Origin of the sequence: Burkholderia sp. BDU5 (genome assembly GCF_001522845.1) — a bacterium.
Classification (GTDB): Bacteria; Pseudomonadota; Gammaproteobacteria; order Burkholderiales; family Burkholderiaceae; genus Burkholderia; species Burkholderia mayonis.
Genome location: NZ_LOWC01000053.1, coordinates 228,134 through 244,837 on the forward strand (window position 1 = coordinate 228,134; position 16,704 = coordinate 244,837).

At 68.7% G+C, this 16,704-nt stretch carries 16 protein-coding genes; 8 read left to right on the top strand and 8 right to left on the bottom strand.

Going from position 1 to position 16,704, the window contains the following annotated elements; genetic code table 11:
• Window positions 1-186: 186 nt before the first annotated feature.
• Together dnaJ and WS69_RS11225 are read left to right on the top strand one after the other, a co-directional pair.
• Window positions 187-1,320, top strand: coding sequence for a molecular chaperone DnaJ (dnaJ, locus tag WS69_RS11220; protein ID WP_059470837.1), 1,134 nt, complete (start codon window positions 187-189; stop codon window positions 1,318-1,320).
• Window positions 1,321-1,351: 31 nt separating this feature from the next.
• Window positions 1,352-3,352 carry a chorismate-binding protein gene (locus WS69_RS11225; protein WP_059470838.1) on the top strand — a complete coding sequence of 667 codons (2,001 nt, stop codon included), beginning with the start codon at window positions 1,352-1,354 and terminating at the stop codon, window positions 3,350-3,352.
• A 359-nt stretch (window positions 3,353-3,711) separates the two neighbouring features.
• On the opposite strand, the gene panB is transcribed toward WS69_RS11225, so the two are convergent.
• The 6 genes from panB to hda all read right to left on the bottom strand — a co-directional run bounded on the left by panB (window position 3,712) and on the right by hda (window position 8,836).
• Window positions 3,712-4,527 (bottom strand): 3-methyl-2-oxobutanoate hydroxymethyltransferase, encoded by an 816-nt coding sequence (gene panB, locus WS69_RS11230; protein ID WP_059470839.1) that lies wholly within the window; start codon window positions 4,525-4,527, stop codon window positions 3,712-3,714.
• A 64-nt stretch (window positions 4,528-4,591) separates the two neighbouring features.
• Complete coding sequence (locus tag WS69_RS11235; protein WP_059470903.1) at window positions 4,592-5,275, bottom strand: deoxynucleoside kinase; 684 nt, start codon at window positions 5,273-5,275, stop codon at window positions 4,592-4,594.
• Window positions 5,272-5,799, bottom strand: a complete 528-nt coding sequence (gene folK, locus WS69_RS11240) for a 2-amino-4-hydroxy-6-hydroxymethyldihydropteridine diphosphokinase (protein WP_059470840.1) — start codon at window positions 5,797-5,799, stop codon at window positions 5,272-5,274. Before folK ends, WS69_RS11235 begins: the two co-directional genes overlap by 4 nt.
• Window positions 5,800-5,834: 35 nt before the next feature.
• Window positions 5,835-7,406 carry a polynucleotide adenylyltransferase PcnB gene (gene pcnB, locus WS69_RS11245; RefSeq protein WP_059470841.1) on the bottom strand — a complete coding sequence of 524 codons (1,572 nt, stop codon included), beginning with the start codon at window positions 7,404-7,406 and terminating at the stop codon, window positions 5,835-5,837.
• Window positions 7,403-8,089, bottom strand: coding sequence for an HAD family hydrolase (locus WS69_RS11250; RefSeq protein ID WP_059470842.1), 687 nt, complete (start codon window positions 8,087-8,089; stop codon window positions 7,403-7,405). The genes pcnB and WS69_RS11250 overlap by 4 nt, the downstream gene beginning before the upstream one ends.
• Before the next feature lie 21 nt (window positions 8,090-8,110).
• Window positions 8,111-8,836, bottom strand: coding sequence for a DnaA regulatory inactivator Hda (gene hda / locus WS69_RS11255; protein ID WP_059470904.1), 726 nt, complete (start codon window positions 8,834-8,836; stop codon window positions 8,111-8,113).
• Window positions 8,837-9,137: 301 nt separating this feature from the next.
• Between hda and purM the strand changes: the two genes are divergently transcribed.
• From purM to arsB, 5 genes are all read left to right on the top strand, one after another.
• Window positions 9,138-10,193 (top strand): phosphoribosylformylglycinamidine cyclo-ligase, encoded by a 1,056-nt coding sequence (purM, locus tag WS69_RS11260; protein WP_059470843.1) that lies wholly within the window; start codon window positions 9,138-9,140, stop codon window positions 10,191-10,193.
• A gap of 254 nt (window positions 10,194-10,447) precedes the next feature.
• The gene (locus tag WS69_RS11265; protein ID WP_059470844.1) at window positions 10,448-10,780 is read left to right on the top strand and encodes an ArsR/SmtB family transcription factor; all 333 of its coding nucleotides are present in this window, start codon (window positions 10,448-10,450) and stop codon (window positions 10,778-10,780) included.
• The gene (locus WS69_RS11270) at window positions 10,777-11,232 is read left to right on the top strand and encodes an ArsI/CadI family heavy metal resistance metalloenzyme (RefSeq protein ID WP_059470845.1); all 456 of its coding nucleotides are present in this window, start codon (window positions 10,777-10,779) and stop codon (window positions 11,230-11,232) included. The genes WS69_RS11265 and WS69_RS11270 overlap by 4 nt, the downstream gene beginning before the upstream one ends.
• Window positions 11,229-11,753, top strand: a complete 525-nt coding sequence (locus tag WS69_RS11275) for an arsenate reductase ArsC (RefSeq protein ID WP_059470846.1) — start codon at window positions 11,229-11,231, stop codon at window positions 11,751-11,753. The genes WS69_RS11270 and WS69_RS11275 overlap by 4 nt, the downstream gene beginning before the upstream one ends.
• Window positions 11,740-12,804 carry an ACR3 family arsenite efflux transporter gene (arsB, locus tag WS69_RS11280; RefSeq protein WP_059470847.1) on the top strand — a complete coding sequence of 355 codons (1,065 nt, stop codon included), beginning with the start codon at window positions 11,740-11,742 and terminating at the stop codon, window positions 12,802-12,804. The genes WS69_RS11275 and arsB overlap by 14 nt, the downstream gene beginning before the upstream one ends.
• A 40-nt stretch (window positions 12,805-12,844) precedes the next feature.
• On the opposite strand, the gene miaA is transcribed toward arsB, so the two are convergent.
• Together miaA and mutL are read right to left on the bottom strand one after the other, a co-directional pair.
• Window positions 12,845-13,819 carry a tRNA (adenosine(37)-N6)-dimethylallyltransferase MiaA gene (miaA, locus tag WS69_RS11285; protein ID WP_059470848.1) on the bottom strand — a complete coding sequence of 325 codons (975 nt, stop codon included), beginning with the start codon at window positions 13,817-13,819 and terminating at the stop codon, window positions 12,845-12,847.
• Window positions 13,816-15,831, bottom strand: coding sequence for a DNA mismatch repair endonuclease MutL (gene mutL, locus WS69_RS11290; protein ID WP_059470849.1), 2,016 nt, complete (start codon window positions 15,829-15,831; stop codon window positions 13,816-13,818). Before mutL ends, miaA begins: the two co-directional genes overlap by 4 nt.
• Window positions 15,832-16,013: 182 nt before the next feature.
• Here mutL and WS69_RS11295 point away from each other — a divergent pair, with 182 nt between their 5' ends.
• Window positions 16,014-16,697: a VTT domain-containing protein gene (locus WS69_RS11295; RefSeq protein ID WP_059470850.1), complete on the top strand. Its 684-nt coding sequence runs from the start codon at window positions 16,014-16,016 to the stop codon at window positions 16,695-16,697.
• The last annotated feature ends 7 nt before the right edge of the window (window positions 16,698-16,704 follow it).

Genomic DNA, 16,704 nt, shown 5'->3' on the forward strand with positions numbered 1-16,704 from the left:
GCCGAATTGGCGGATCATACTTGCGCCTGGCGGGCCTCGCGGCTCTCCGGGCACATTTGTTTTATGGCGAGCGCCGCGCCGACCGGCTTCTGCGGGCCGGCCGGCGCGGCGCTCAACCAGTCGCAAGACTTTACCGGAAGCGAGAGGAGCCGTTGCGCGCGCTTCGCGCGGCGGCATTGAAACGATATGGCGAAACGGGATTACTACGAGGTTCTGGGCGTCGCGAAGAATGCAGGCGACGACGAAATCAAGAAGGCATATCGCAAGCTCGCGATGAAGTACCACCCCGACCGCAATCCGGACAGCAAGGATGCGGAAGAGCATTTCAAGGAAGCGAAGGAAGCCTATGAGATGCTGTCGGACGGCCAGAAGCGGGCGGCGTACGACCAGTACGGCCACGCGGGCGTCGATCCGAACGTGGGAGCGGCCGGCGCGCAAGGCTTCGGCGGTTTCGCCGACGCGTTCGGCGACATCTTCGGCGATATCTTCGGCCAGGCGGCTGCGGGCGGCGGCCGCGGCCGCGGCGGTCCGCAGGTGTACCGTGGCGCGGACCTGCGCTACAGCATGGAGATCACGCTCGAGCAGGCGGCGCACGGCTACGACACGCAGATCCGCGTGCCGAGCTGGGCGTCGTGCGGCGTCTGTCACGGCTCGGGCGCGAAGCCGGGCACGAAGCCGGAAACCTGCCCGACCTGTCACGGCCAGGGCACGGTGCGGATGTCGCAGGGCTTCTTCAGCATCCAGCAGACCTGCCCGAAGTGCCACGGCACCGGCACCTACATCCCGGAACCGTGCGTGCACTGCCACGGCTCCGGCAAGGTGAAGGAAACCAAGACGCTCGAAGTGAAGATTCCGGCGGGCATCGACGACGGCATGCGGATCCGCTCGGCCGGCAACGGCGAGCCGGGCATCAACGGCGGGCCGTCCGGCGATCTGTACGTCGAGATCCACATCAAGCCGCACTCGGTGTTCGAGCGTGACGGCGACGACCTGCACTGCCAGATGCCGATTCCGTTCACGACGGCGGCGCTCGGCGGCGAGATCGAAGTGCCGACGCTCGCCGGCCGCGCGTCGTTCACGGTGGCGGAAGGCACGCAGTCGGGCAAGACGTTCCGTCTGCGCGGCAAGGGCATCAAGGGGCTGCGTTCCAGCATCGCCGGCGATCTGTACGTGCACGTGCAGGTCGAGACGCCCGTGAAGCTCACCGAGCAGCAGCGCGATTTGCTCAAGCAGTTCGAGAAATCGCTCGCGGAAGGCGGCCCGCGCCACAGCCCGCAAAGCAAGAGCTGGTTCGATCGCGTGAAGAGCTTCTTCGAGTGACGGGCGGCACGTAGCACGCAGGTGATGCAGGATGACTGACGAATCGGGCGCGGTGTTCGCGCTCTTCGACGATTGCGACTCGACTGCGGCAGCGCGGTCGAGTCGTTTGTATTTGGGCTTCTCGCACGAGCGCGTCTGCGCCGAGCCGGCCGGGCTCGATGCGGTGTGCGCGGCTGTTGTCGACGATGCGCGGCGAGGTCTGCACGCGGTCGTGCTCGGCGACTACGAATTCGGGCGCGACCTGCAGTTCGGGAAGCGGGGCGGCGGCGCGCTGCGGTTTCTGCTGTTCTCCGAATGCGCGAAGCTCTCGCGCGACGAAGCCGACGCGTGGCTCGCTGCGCGCGACGGCGGCGCGGCCGAGCCGTCGGCCGCGGGCGTCGCGCACGTGACGAAGAGCGTGACGCGCGACGCGTTCGACGCGGCGATCGCCGCGGTCCATGACGCGCTGCGCGCGGGCGACTCGTATCAGATCAACTACACGTATCGGCTGCGCTTCGATGCGTTCGGCGCGCCGCTCGCGCTGTACCGCCGCCTGCGCGCGCGTCAGCCGGTGCGCTACGGCGCGCTGATCGCGCTGCCGGGCGATGCGTGGGTCGTGTCGTGCTCGCCGGAGCTGTTCGTCGAGAAGTCGGGCGCGCTGCTGCGCGCGCGGCCGATGAAGGGCACCGCGCCGCGCTCCGACGATCCGCGCGCGGATGCAGCCGCGGCCGAGTTCCTCGCGAATGACGCGAAGAACCGCGCGGAGAACGTGATGATCGTCGATTTGCTGCGCAACGACCTCGCGCGCATCGCGCGAACGGGGTCGGTGACGGTGCCGGCGCTCTTCTCGGTCGAGCCGTATGCGTCAGTGTGGCAGATGACGTCGACGGTCGAAGCGGGCCTCGTCGACGGCGCGACGTTCGCCGACGTGCTGCGCGCGCTCTTTCCGTGCGGCTCGATCACCGGGGCGCCGAAGCACAGGACGATGCAACTGATCGACGCGATCGAGACGACGCCGCGCGGGCTCTACACGGGCGCGATCGGCTGGCTCGATGCGATATCGGGCGACCCCTCGCAAGAAGCCCCCGGGCGGGGTGTTCCGGAAGAAGTCTCCTTGGGGGGCGCCTCGAAGGCATTCCCCCGAAGAGCGGCCCCGGACAACGCCTCCTCGGGGCACGTCTCGAAGGCCGTCCGCCCGCCGAGTGCGGCATGCGGCTGCGGCGACTTCTGCCTGTCGGTCGCGATCCGCACGCTGACGCTCGACGCGCCGGCAGCCGACGGCCACCGATGCGGCACGATGGGCGTCGGTGCGGGGATCGTGCTCGACAGCGTCGCCGCCGACGAATACGCGGAGTGCGAATTGAAGGCGCGATTCCTGACCGACGCCGATCCCGGCTTCCAGCTGTTCGAGACGATGTACGCGACGCGCGATGCCGGTGTGCGTCATCTCGACCGCCATCTCGCGCGGCTGCGTTCGAGCGCGGATGCGCTCGGCTTCGCGCTCGACGAAGCGGCCGCGAAGCGGCGCATCGACGAGCGCTGCGCGCAGTTGGGCGACGGCGAACATCGTTTCCGCGTCGCGCTGGCGAAGGACGGCGCGCTCGACATCACGGCCGCGCCGCTCGCGCCGCTCGCGCGTGACGCGGTCGGCGTGCTGCTCGCGCCCGAACACGGCTTCGCACAGATGCACTCGGGCGACGTGCTGCTTGCGCACAAGACGACGCGCCGTGCCGACTACGATCGTGCGTGGAAGGACGCCGAGACGCGCGATGCGTTTGACATACTGTTCTTCAACGAGCGCGGCGAGCTGACGGAGGGCGGGCGGACGAATGTGTTCGTGAAGCTCGACGGGCGTTGGTTCACACCGCCGCTGTCGTCGGGCGTGCTGCCGGGCGTGATGCGCGGCGTGCTGCTCGGCGATCCGGCGCTGCAGGCGACCGAGCGCGTGCTCACGCTCGACGACCTGCTGCGCGCCGATGCGCTGATGCTGACCAACGCGCTGCGCGGCGCGGTGCCGGCGCGGCTCGTGCGAGGCGGCGCAGCGGTGGCCTGACGACGAGAGGATGGAGGCGGAGGCGCGCTGGCGCTCGACGGCGGGTCGCGCGCCGATGCGCTGACGCCGGCCAACGCGCTGCGCAGTGCGCGGCCGCTGCCGCTCGTTCGGGGCAGCGTAGCGGCGGCGAGACGATATGCCGGCATCGAACCGGGGAACCGGGCGCGCCTCATGCTTGACGACGTGTCGCTTGTCGTATATCGCTTGCTTGGCATTGCCGCGTCGTTCGGCTGTCGACATGAAAAAGCGGCATCCGCACACGTCGAATGCCGCTTTTTTTCGAGTGCCGCAGCGCCCGAATACGAAGCGTGGCGTGCGAGCGACGCCGCGCCGCGCACGATCAGGCCGTCACTTCGTCATCAGAACGAATGCTCGGGTCCGGGGAAGCTGCCGTCCTTCACCGCGCGCACGAATGCCTCGATCGCCGCGAAGATGCTCGGCTGCCCTTGCATGAAGTCCTTGACGAAGCGCGGCCGCTTGCCGGAGAAGATGCCGAGCATGTCGTGCAGCACGAGCACCTGGCCTGAGCAATCCGCGCCCGCGCCGATGCCGATCGTCGGAATCGTCAGTTCGCGCGTGACTTCGGCCGCGACGAGCGTCGGCACCGCTTCGAGCACGACGAGCTGCGCGCCCGCCTCCTCGACCGCGCGGGCGTCGCGCAGCAATTGCGCGGCACCCGCTTCCGTCTTGCCCTGCACCTTGAAGCCGCCGAATGCGTGCACCGACTGCGGCGTGAGCCCGACGTGCGCGCATACGGGCACCGACCGCTCGACGAGGAAGCGCACCGTGTCGGCGAGCCATTCGCCGCCTTCGAGCTTGACCATTTGCGCGCCCGCGCGCATCAGCTTCACCGCGCTCGCGAACGCATCGGCGGGCGTGCCGTAGGCGCCGAACGGCAGGTCTGCGACGACGAGCGCGCGCGGCTGCGCCCGCGCGACGCATGCGGTGTGATACGCGATGTCGTCGAGCGTGACGGGCAGCGTCGTCGTCTGGCCCTGCAGCACGTTGCCGAGCGAATCGCCGATCAGCAGCACGTCGACGTTCGCGCGGTCGAGGAGGGCGGCGAAGCTCGCGTCGTAGCACGTCAGCATCGCGATCTTCTCGCCGGCTTCACGCATCGCCTGCAGTTTGGGCACCGTCACGGCCGGTCGGCTGGATTCCTGAAGGTAGGTCATGGGAGGTCCGATTCGATGGTGAGAGAAAGGGCGGCGTCGCAGCGAGCGACCGCGCGCGCGTCCGTCAGCGCGCGCCGCCGCCTTTGACGAAGAATTCCTTGCGGCCGCGCATCGACGCGATGCGGTCGACGAGCAGGGCAAGGTCGTCGGGGGAGTCGAGCGGATTCAGGTGCTCGGCTGCGACCGTCAGCACGGGGGTGCGGTCGTAGTGATAGAAGAAATCGTTGTACGCGTCGCAAAGCGAACGCAGGTACGCGTCGCCGATCTGCAGCTCCATCGGCTGGCCGCGCTTCTGGATTCGCGCGAACAGCACTTCGGGGCTCGCCTGCAGATAGACGACGAGATCGGGCGCCGGAGCGGGCGCGTCGAGATGCGCGGCGAGCGACCGATATAGCTGCCATTCGTCGTCGGGCAGCGTGAGCCGCGCGAAGATTTCGTTCTTCTGCGGCATGAAGTCTGCAACGATCGGCGTGTTCGCTTCGTATGCGGCAGCAATCTCGCGCGCCTGGCGCTCGCGCTGCAGCGCGAACGCGAGCTGCGTCGGCAGCGCGTAGCGCGCGGTGTCGCGATAGAAGCGTTCGAGAAACGGGTTGTCCTGCGGGCGTTCGAGGAGCGCGCGCATCGACCAGCGTTCGGCGAGCAGCGTTACGAGCGTCGTCTTGCCGACGCCGATCGGTCCTTCGATCGCGAGGTAGCGGCACGGCGGCCGCCAATCGGGGGCTGTGACGGTGAGCGGTGTCGAGTTCATCGGCAGCGGTTCTTTTCGGCGGCGGCCCGCATCGCCAAGCACTGGCAAGTCTGGACCTTCTCGATGCGCTGGTGCGCGACGTCCGCGAGGAACGCCTCGGCGCGGCCGCGCGCGGGGATCGCGAGCATGGGCTCGATCTCGACGAGCGGCACGAGCGCGAACGCACGTTCGGTCAGGCGCGGATGCGGGACGACGAGGTCGGGCTCGTCGATCGTTTGTTCACCGTAGAGCAGGATGTCGATGTCGAGCGTGCGCGGTGCGTTCCGGTACGGCCGCTCGCGGCCGAAGTGGTGCTCGATCTTCTGGCAGAGCGCGAGGAGCGCGCGCGCGGCGAGCGTCGTGTCGATCTTCACGACGCAGTTGTAGTAATCGCCGCCGCCTGCGTCGACGGGCGCCGTCCGATACAGGCTCGACTTGCCGAGCACCGTGATGGCGTGCTGCTGGGCGAGGCAGACCACTGCGTCCTTCAAGGCCTGGCGCGCGTCGCCGAGATTGGCCCCCATCCCGAGATAAGCAACCGTCATGGCTTTCCTTCCTACGTCGTTCGACGGCGCAAGCGTCAGTCGTTCGCGTCGGACTCGCCGCGCGCGGCGCCTTCCGTGCTCTCGGCACCTTCGGCCCCGCGGCGGCTGCGACCGCTGCGGCGGCGCCGCTTGCGAGGCGCCTTGTCCCGACTGCCGCCCTGCGTGAGGAGCGCCTCACGCGTCGCGGCATCGCCGTCGATGAAATCCGTCCACCACTGTCCGACGGCGGGATCGAGCTCGCCGGATTCGCAGCGCAACAGGAGGAAATCATACCCCGCTCTAAATCTTTGGTGTTCGAGGAGCCTCAGCGCGCTGCGGCCGGAGCGCTTCTCGAGCCGCAACTGCAGCCCCCAGATCTCGCGCATGTCGGCCGAATAGCGCTTGTGGATCGCGAGCTTCTCGGTCTGCATGTCGATCACGTCGTCCATCGCGTGATTGATCGCGGGGACCGGGTACTCGCCGTCCGCGGCGTATTGCTCCCAGCGCTGGCGCATGTCGTGCCAGAGGAGCGTCGCGAACAGGAAGCCGGGCGACACCGGCTTGCCCGCGCGCACGCGCGCATCGGTGTTGTTGAGCGCGAGCGTGACGAACTTTTCGCCCTGCGGCTGCTCGAGCACGACGTCGAGGAGCGGCAGCAGCCCGTGATGCAGTCCTTGCTTGCGGAGCTGCTTCAGGCATGCGAGCGCGTGGCCCGACAGCAGCAGCTTCAGCATCTCGTCGAAGAGGCGCGCGGCCGGCACGTTGTTGATGAGATCCGCGAGCTCCTTGATCGGCGCGCGCGTGTTCTCCTCGATCTCGAAGCCGAGCTTCGCCGCGAAGCGCACGACGCGCAGCATCCGCACCGGATCCTCGCGGAAGCGCGTCGCCGGATCGCCGATCATCCGCAGCAGGCGCGCGCGCATGTCGGCCATCCCGTCGTGATAGTCGAGCACGGTTTGCGTCGCGGGATCGTAATACATCGCGTTGATCGTGAAGTCGCGGCGCGCCGCGTCCTCGTGCTGCTCGCCCCACACGTTGTCGCGCAGCACGCGGCCGCTCGCGTCGACCGCGTGCGTGCGGCGGTCGAGCTCGTCGCGCTTCAGGCGCTTCGCGGGCGCGGTTTCGGCGGGCGGCTCCTGCGGGGCGTCGACGAGCGCGCGGAAGGTCGACACCTCGATCAGCTCCTGCCCGAACTGCACGTGGACGATCTGGAAGCGCCGGCCGATCAGCCGCGCGCGGCGGAACAGATGCTGGACCTGGGTCGGCGTCGCGTCGGTCGCGACGTCGAAATCCTTCGGGGCGATGCCGAGCAGCAGGTCGCGCACCGCGCCGCCGACGATGAATGCGCGGAAGCCGGCTTGTTGCAGCGTGTCGGTGACGCGGATCGCGTTTTTCGAGATGAGCGCGGGATCGATTCCGTGCACGTTCGCGGACACGGCGTTCGGCTCGCCGTTGCGGGCCTTCTTGGCGGCGCCGCGCGCGGATTTCGCGCGGCGGGGGGCAGCGGGCGCGGCCGAGGCGGAGGCGTCCCCCGACGAGGCTTCCTGCGGGGCGGCGGTGTCCTGCGGCGCGTCTTGCGACGCGCGGGCGTCCTGCCCGAGCAGCTTGCGGATGAGTTTTTTGATCACGACGGTTGGAAGAGGTCGAGGATGCGCCAGCCGTGTTCGCGTGCGTATGCGCGCAGCGTGTCGTCGGGATTGGTCGCGATCGGGTCGGTGACTTTTTCGAGAAGCGGAATGTCGTTGTGCGAATCGCTGTAGAAGTAGCTGCGATCGAAGTTTTCCCAGCGCTTGCCGAGCGACGCGAGCCACGCTTCCGTGCGCGTGATCTTGCCCTCGCGGTAGCTCGGCGTGCCGGCCGGTCGGCCGGTGAACGCGGAGTCCGGATGGCCGTCGACGGTTTCCACTTCGCACGCGATCAGCGTGTCGACGCCGAACGCGGTCGCGATCGGACGCGTGATGAATTCGTTCGTCGCGGTGACGATGCAGCAGAGATCTCCCGCATCCTGGTGTCGCCGCACGAGCTCGAGCGCGGCGGGCAGCATCGCCGGCCGGATCACCTCGTGCATGTACTCGTCGTGCCACTGCGCGAGCTGCGCGCGCGAATACCTCGCGAGCGGCGAGAGCATCGCCGTGAGGTACGCGTGGATGTCGAGCTTGCCCGCCTTGTAGTCGGCGTAGAAGCTGTCGTTCTGGCGCGAGAAGCTGTCCGCGTCGACGATGCCGAGCCTGACCATGAAGCGGCCCCATTCGTGGTCGCTGTCTGTCGGGATCAGTGTGTGATCCAGGTCGAAAAGTGCCAAATTAGTCATGGAGGGGCATTTTACTTGAAGCTACTTGAACCGGCCCGGAGCGACCTCGTCGCGCTCCGGCGCGGCCAGCATCGCGCGCAGGAGCGGCAGCGTGACCGCGCGTTTCTGCTCGAGCGAAAAGCGGTCGAGCGCGTCGAGGAGCGCCATCAGGCTCGGCATGTCGCGGCGGAAATGGGTGAGGAGGTACGACGGCACGTCGTCGGCGAGCGCGATCCCGCGCTCCTTCGCCGCGTGCTTGAGCACGGCCACCTTGCCTTCGTCGGTGAGCGGCGCGAGATGGAAAACGAGACCCCAGCCGAGGCGGGTGCGCAGGTCCTCGCGGACGTCGAGCGCGAGCGGCGCGGCCGGCCCCGCGGCGACGAGCGCGCTCGTCGGATGCGCGCGCACTTCGTTGAACAGGTTGAAGAGCGCGATCTGCTGCGCGTCGTTGAGCGCGTCGCAGTCATCGACCGCGTAAAGCGACGCGCGCGGATCGAACACGAATGCGTCGAGCCCGCTTTGCGGGCTCACGTAGCGCGCATGGCCGTACGTCGTGTCGTGCACGAGCGCCTGCAGCAGGTGACTGCGGCCGCTGCCCGCTTCGCCCCACACGTAGAACGTGCGATCGGCGACGGGGCCGGCCGCGAGCGCGAGGTCGAGCTCGCGCAGGCGCGTGACGAGCTCGGCATTCGTCCCCGAGTAGAAGTTGTCGAACGTCGCGGGCGGCGGGGTGCCGAGATCGAGCGTCAGTTGACGGGATACAGTCACGGTGCGAATCAGGTCCGGTGTTGCATGCCCGAAGAGCGGCGGCGCGTGGTCGGCATCGTCGGGAAGCGCCCGTGTGCGCGGCTGCGCGCGCCGCCCCGGCATGCGTCTGCGCGCGACGGGTGGGCGGCGCGCGCGGCGTGCCGTACGGCTGCGCCGGCCAAGCGAGGGCGCAGCCGCTCGAGCGGCGAAAACGGTAACGAATGGGGCAAGATGCTTTCCCTGATGAATCGATGCGGGGAATTCCGGCCGCCCGGCCGGCTTCGGGTAAAATCGCATTTTACCGACCTTCTCGCATTCCCCCATGAATCCTCCGAAATCCGCTCCTGACGCCCAGGGTCTGTCCTACCGTGACGCGGGCGTCGACATCGATGCGGGCGACGCGCTCGTCGACAAGATCAAGCCCTTTGCGAAGAAAACGCTGCGCGACGGCGTGCTCGGCGGCATCGGCGGGTTCGGTGCGCTGTTCGAGGTGCCGAAGAAGTACCGCGAGCCGGTGCTCGTGTCGGGCACCGACGGCGTCGGCACGAAGCTCAGGCTCGCCTTTCATCTGAACAAGCACGACACGGTCGGGCAGGATCTCGTCGCAATGAGCGTCAACGACATCCTGGTCCAGGGCGCCGAGCCGCTGTTCTTCCTCGACTACTTCGCGTGCGGCAAGCTGGACGTCGAGACGGCGGCGAAGGTCGTCGAGGGCATCGCGCAGGGCTGCGAGCTGTCGGGGTGCGCGCTGATCGGCGGCGAGACGGCCGAGATGCCGGGCATGTACCCGGACGGCGAATACGACCTCGCGGGCTTCGCGGTCGGCGCGGTCGAGAAGAGCAAGATCATCGACGGCAGCACGATCGCCGACGGCGACGTCGTGCTGGGCCTCGCGTCGAGCGGCATCCACTCGAACGGCTTCTCGCTCGTGCGCAAGATCATCGAGCGCGCGAATCCGGATCTGTCGGCCGATTTCCACGGCCGTTCGCTCGCGGACGCGCTGATGGCGCCGACCCGCATCTACGTGAAGCCGCTCCTCGCGCTGATGGAGAAAATCGCGGTGAAGGGGATGGCGCACATCACGGGCGGCGGCCTCGTCGAGAACATTCCGCGCGTGCTGCGCGACGGTCTCACGGCCGAGCTCGACAAGAACGCATGGCCGCTGCCGCCGCTGTTCCAGTGGCTGCAGCAGCATGGCGGTGTCGCCGACGCCGAGATGCACCGCGTGTTCAACTGCGGGATCGGGATGGCCGTCATCGTGTCGGCCGCCGATGCGGACGAAGCGCTCCGCCAGCTGTCCGACGCGGGCGAGCAGGTGTGGAAGATCGGCACCGTGCGCGCGAGCCGCGAAGGCGAGGCGCAGACGGTCGTGGTCTGAGCGCATCGCGCCCGCCGTCCCTCGCCGGCCCTGAGCGGCTGGGGAAGGGCGGATCGAACACGAGCCCGGCTCATCGCGAGCCGGGCTTTTTTTCGTTCGCAAGCCGGCTGGACCGGCGCGGTTCCGCTCCGCTGTCTGTCGTCATCCGATCGCGGTGCGCCGGGAGAGCAGGCGGGGACCGAACGGAAAGCCGCGAGCGGATATTTGTTTCAATAAATCTTGAAATATTGAAATGACGGCGCTATGCTGCGCGCATGGACTCGACTCTCGCCATCCGCGCGCTCGGCGCGCTCGCTCACGAATCGCGCCTCGCGATCTTTCGCCTGCTCGTCGTCACGGGGGCGGACGGGCTGCCGGCGGGCGAAATCGCCCAGCGGCTCGAACTCGCGCCGTCGCGGCTGTCGTTCCATCTGAAGGATCTTTCGCACGCTGAACTCGTGAAGTCGCGCCAGGAAGGCAGGTTCGTGATCTACATGGCCAATTTCGACGCGATGAACGGGCTGATCGGCTTTCTGACCGAAAACTGCTGCGCGGGCGCGCCGTGCGGCGTGTGTGGTCCGGCTTCTTGCTCCGAGGCGCAATCATGAAACGCATGCACATCCACGTATCGGTCGCCGATCTTGCCGACAGCATCCGGTTCTACCGTGCGCTGTTCGGCGGCGCCGAGCCCACCGTCCTGAAGGACGACTACTGCAAATGGGAACTGACGGACCCGGCCGTCAATTTCGCGATCTCGCAACGCGGCGCGCCGCCGGGCGTCGATCACGTCGGCATCCAGGTCGAGACGGACGCCGAGCTCGACGAGATGAACGCGCGTCTTGCGGCGGCCGGGCTGCCGAGTCACGAGCAGACCGCGACGACCTGCTGTTATGCGCAATCGGACAAGGTGTGGACGGTCGACCCGCAAGGCGTCGCATGGGAGACCTTCCGGACGCTCGACAGCGCGCCCGTGTTCGGCCAGCCGCACGACGCGGCCGCACGATCGGCGTGCTGCGCCCCCGCCGTGTCGGCAATTCAGTTCCATCGGAGCCGCTCGTGAGCGACAAACCCTTCTCGGTCCTCATCCTCTGCACGGGCAACAGCGCGCGCAGCATCATGGCGGAAGCGCTCTTCAACACGATGGGCGGCGGCCGGTTCCGCGCGTACAGCGCGGGCAGCCATCCGAGCGGCAAGGTCAATCCGTTCGCGCTCGAACGCTGCGCGGCGCTCGGTTACGACGCATCGCAACTGCGCAGCAAGAGCTGGGACGAGTTCGGCGGCCCCGGCGCGCCTCAGATGGATTTCGTGATCACGGTTTGCGACCAAGCGGCGGGCGAGGCATGCCCGATCTGGCCCGGCCACCCGCTGACCGCGCATTGGGGCTTCGAGGATCCGGCGGCGGTCGCGGGCGCCGACGACGAGAAGCGTCGCGCGTTCGACAAGGTGTACCGGCAGATCCTGAATCGCGTCGGCCAGTTCGTGAATCTGCCGCTGCACGTGCTCGACCGCGCCGCGATCCAGCGTGAGATGCGCGCGATCGGCGCCCGGCCGGCCGAGGAGGCGCCCGATGAGCAGCGTTGAGCGGCGCGCCGCCGCCGCGCGCCCGGCGATCGGCTTCTTCGAGCGCTATCTGACCGCGTGGGTCGCGCTTTGCATCGTCGCCGGCATCGTGCTCGGCCAGTGGCTGCCCGGCGTCTTTCAGGCGATCGGCCGGATGGAGGTCGCGCAGGTCAATCTGCCGGTCGGCCTGCTGATCTGGGTGATGATCGTGCCGATGCTGATCAAGATCGATTTCGGCGCGATGTCGCAGGTCGGCCGGCACTGGCGCGGAATCGGCGTGACGCTCGCCGTCAACTGGCTCGTCAAGCCGTTCTCGATGGCGTTCCTCGGCTGGCTGTTCGTGCGTCACCTGTTCGCGCGCTGGCTGCCCGCCGACCAGCTCGACAGCTACGTCGCCGGCCTGATCCTGCTCGCCGCCGCGCCATGCACGGCGATGGTGTTCGTCTGGTCGCAGCTTTGCAAGGGCGATCCGTATTTCACGCTGTCGCAGGTCGCGCTCAACGACGCGATCATGATCGTCGCGTTCGCGCCGCTCGTCGCGCTGCTGCTCGGCCTGTCCGCGATCACGGTGCCTTGGGATACGCTCATCGTGTCCGTCGGTCTTTACATCGTCGTGCCGGTGATCGTCGCACAGCTCGCGCGGCGCGTGCTGCTTGCGACCGGCGAAGCCGCGCTGCAGCGCGCCGTCGCGGCGCTCGGCCCGTGGTCGATCTGCGCGCTGCTCGCGACGCTCGTGCTGCTGTTCGCGTTCCAGGGGCGGGCGATCGTCGACGAACCGCTCGTCATCGCGCTGCTCGCGGTCCCGATCCTCGTGCAGGTGTTCTTCAACTCGGGCCTCGCGTATCTGCTCAACCGGCGCTTTCGTGTCGCGCACTGCGTCGCCGGGCCGTCGAGTCTCATCGGCGCGAGCAATTTCTTCGAGCTTGCGGTCGCGACCGCGATCAGCCTGTTCGGCTTCCAGTCCGGCGCCGCGCTCGCGACGGTGGTCGGCGTGTTGATCGAAGTGCCGGTGATGCTGCTCGTCGTCGGCGTCGTGAATCGTTCGCGGCGTTGGTACGAATCCCGCGCGTGAGCGCGTTGCTCGACGGTGCGCCGTCGAGCCGGGGCCCGGCTCAGCCCGCGTGCGCGTCGTCCAGCACCCGTTCGAGCGCATCGGCCGCGCGTGCGGTCGCGTCCGCCGCGCAGCAGTCGACGACGATCCGTTCCGGCATCGCGCGCAGCCACGTCAGCTGCCGCTTGCAGAGCTGCCGGGTCGCGAAGATGCCCTTGTCGCGCATCGTCCGGTAGTCGGTGGCGCCGTCGAGATACTCCCACGCCTGCCGGTAGCCGACGCAGCGGATCGACGGCAGGCCGAGATGCAGGTCGTCGCGCCGGCGCAGGCGCTCGACTTCGTCGATGAAGCCCGCTTCCAGCATCGCGTCGAAGCGCGCGGCGATACGTGTATGCAGCACCGCGCGGTCCGACGGCTCGAGCGCGACGGGCACGAACCGCAGCCCCGTGGCCATGTCGTCTTCGCGCGGCGGCGCGGCGAGAAGCGCCGACATCGGCTGCCCCGTCAGCCGATATACCTCGAGTGCGCGCTGAATCCGCTGCGAATCGTTCGGCGCGAGCCGCGCGGCCGTAGCCGGATCGACGCGCGCGAGGCGCGCGTGCAGCGCGGGCCAGCCATCGCGCTCGGCCTCGGCGTCGAGGGTCGCGCGCACGTCGGGATCGGCTGCCGGCAGGTCGTTCAGGCCCTGCGTCAGCGCCTTGTAGTACAGCATCGTGCCGCCCGCGAGGAGCGGCGTGCGGCCGCGCGCGGCGATCTCGGCGATGACGCGCAGCGCGTCGGCGCGGAATTCGGCGGCCGAGTACGCGTCGGCCGGGTCGACGATGTCGATCAGATGGTGCGGCACGGCCGCGCGCTCGTCGCGCGTCGGCTTCGCGGTGCCGATGTCCATTCCGCGATACACGAGCGCCGAATCGACGCTGACGATCTCGATCGGCCGGCGCGCGGCGAGCGCGAGCGCGGTGGCCGTCTTGCCGGACGCGGTCGGGCCGAGCAGGCACGCGACCGTCTGCACGGATGCCGCGGTGCGTTCGTTCATTGGCCGCGCATGAAAAGCCGGTCGAGGTCGCCGAGCGTCAATTGGTACCAGGTCGGCCGGCCGTGATTGCATTGGTCCGCGCGTTCCGTCGCTTCCATCTGGCGCAGCAGCGCGTTCATCTCGTCGAGCGTCAGGCGCCGGTTCGCGCGCACCGCGTGATGGCACGCGAGCGTGCCGAGCAACTCGTGCTGGCGCTCGGTCAACACCCGCGAGCCGCCGAACGCGTGCAGGTCCGCGAGCACCGCGCGCGCGAGCGCCTGCAGATCGGCGTCCTTCAGGAGCGCGGGCACCGCGCGGATCGCGAGCGTCGTCGGCGACAGCACCGCGAGGTCGAAGCCGAGCGCGTCGAGCGTCTCGCGCTCCTCCTCCGCCGTGCCGACCTCGACGGGCGTCGCCGTCATCGACACCGGAATCAGCAGCGTCTGCACGGCGACCGCGCGGTCGGCGAGCGCGCGCTTGAACTGCTCGTACAGGATTCGCTCGTGCGCCGCGTGCATGTCGACGATCACGAGGCCGCGCGTGTTCTGCGCGAGCACGTAGATGCCGTGGATCTGGCCGACCGCGAAGCCGAGCGGCTGCTCGTCGTGCATCATGGGGTCGGATGCATGCGTTGCCGAGAACTCGGGCGTCGCGGCGGCGCCGCCCGGCATGGTCGCGAAGAGCGGTGCGTCCGGCGCGTCGTGCGCTTCGAGCGCGGCGCCCGTGGTGCCCGGCGGCGTGCCCGCGCCCGTGTCCTTGCGGCCGAAGAGCGCGTCGTACAGCGCGAGCGGCTGCGCGACGGGCAGCGTGCCCTGCGTCATCCGCGACTGCCGCAGCCACGTGTTGCCGGGTGTCGGCTGGCCGGCGCTTGCCGCGGGGCCCGAGCGGACGAACGACGCGCTCGGCGCGGCGGACGATTCGGGCGACGCCGGCCCGACCGGCGCGAGATGCGCGGCGTGGCCGCCCGCCGTCGTCTCCGGCGACGCGCCCGCATGCCGTGCGAGCGCGCGCTGCACCGCGTGGAACACGAACTGGTGGATCGAGCGCGAATCGCGGAAGCGCACTTCGATTTTCGACGGATGGACGTTCACGTCGACGGCTTCGGGCGGCAGATCGAGGAACAGCACGTACGACGGATAGCGGTCGCCGTGCAGCACGTCTTCGTATGCGGCGCGCACCGCGTGCGCGAGCAGCTTGTCGCGCACGAAGCGGCCGTTGACGAAGAAGTATTGCTGGTCCGCGCGGCCGCGGCTCGCGGTCGGCAGCCCCGCGCAGCCATAGACGGCGAGCGGCCCGGCGCTTTCGTCGAGCGGCAGGTGGGCGGTCGCGAAGCCTTCGCCGAGGATCTTCGCGACGCGCGCGGCAGGCTCGCTCGCGTTCCAGTGTTCGACCGCGCGGCCGTTGTGCAGCACCGAGATTGCGACGTCCGGCCGCGCGAGCGCCGCGCGGCGAATCATCTCCAGACAGTGGCCGAACTCGGTCTGCTCGCTCTTCAGGAATTTGCGGCGCGCGGGCGTGCTGAAGTACAGCTCGCGCACTTCGATCGTCGTGCCGCGCGAGCCGGCGGCGGGCGCGAGCACGCCCGTCTGCGCGTCGATGCGCATCGCGTGCGCGGCGTCCTCGGTGCGGCTCGTGACGAACATCTCGGCGACCGACGCGATCGACGCGAGCGCTTCGCCGCGGAACCCGAGCGTCGCGACCGCCTCGAGCTCGGCGAGCGAGCGGATCTTGCTCGTTGCGTGGCGCATCAGCGCGAGCGGCAGCTCGTCCACGGGGATCCCGCAGCCGTCGTCGGTGATCGAGATGCGCTTGACGCCGCCTTCGTCGAGCACGATGCGCAGCGTGCTCGCGCCGGCGTCGAGCGCGTTCTCGACGAGCTCCTTGATGACGGACGCGGGCCGCTCGACCACTTCGCCCGCCGCGATCTGGCTGATGAGCTGGTCGGGCAGCGGCTGGATCGCGCGCGGGCGTCGCGGCGCGGATGCGGACTCGTCGGGCGTCGCGCCCGCGGCGGATTCGGTGAATTCGGACATGGCGGAATTATAGCGAGGCCGCGCGGCGCGTCGCCCGACGCGTTCGGTGCGCGACGTCGCTCGTCGACCAAATTTCACGGTCGCTCAAGGTACTTTCGGTATCATGACAGCGTTGTTTTTTTCGCTTCCGGCCCTGGAAGGCCGGCGCGCGCTCACTTCGTCACGGACACAAGGAAACGCATTTGGAAACGCTGCTTCATTTCGTCAGTCTCGTCGTGCACATCGATGCATTTCTCGGCGATTTCATCCGGCAGTATGGCGCCTGGGTCTATCTGGTGCTGTTCCTGATCGTTTTCTGCGAGACCGGGCTCGTGATCTTCCCGTTCCTGCCGGGCGATTCGCTGCTTTTCATCGCGGGCGCGTTCGCGGCGACGGGCGAGATGACGCTCGCGGGCCTCATCGTGCTGCTGCTCGTCGCGGCGGTGGGCGGCAATACGGTCAACTATCTGATCGGCCGCGCGATCGGTCCGAAGGTCTTCAACACGCACATTCCGGGGCTCGAACGCTTCCTCGACCGCGCGGCGCTGCAGAAGACCCACAATTTCTACGAGCGGCACGGCGGCAAGACGCTCGTGCTCGCGCGCTTCATCCCGGTCGTGCGCACGTTCGCGCCGTTCGTCGCGGGCGCGTCGACGATGCGCTTCGCGCGCTTTCAGCTGTTCAACATGATCGGCGCGCTGATCTGGGTGCTGCTCCTCGTGTTCCTCGGTTACTTCTTCGGGAACATTCCGTTCATTCGCCATTACCTGAACGTGATCGTGCTCGTCGGGATCGGCGCGGCGGTGATTCCCGTCGCGATCGGCGCGATGTGGAAGCTGTTGCGCACCAAGTCGCACGCGGACACCGGGAAGAGCGGCGGCCGCTGAGCGCGCG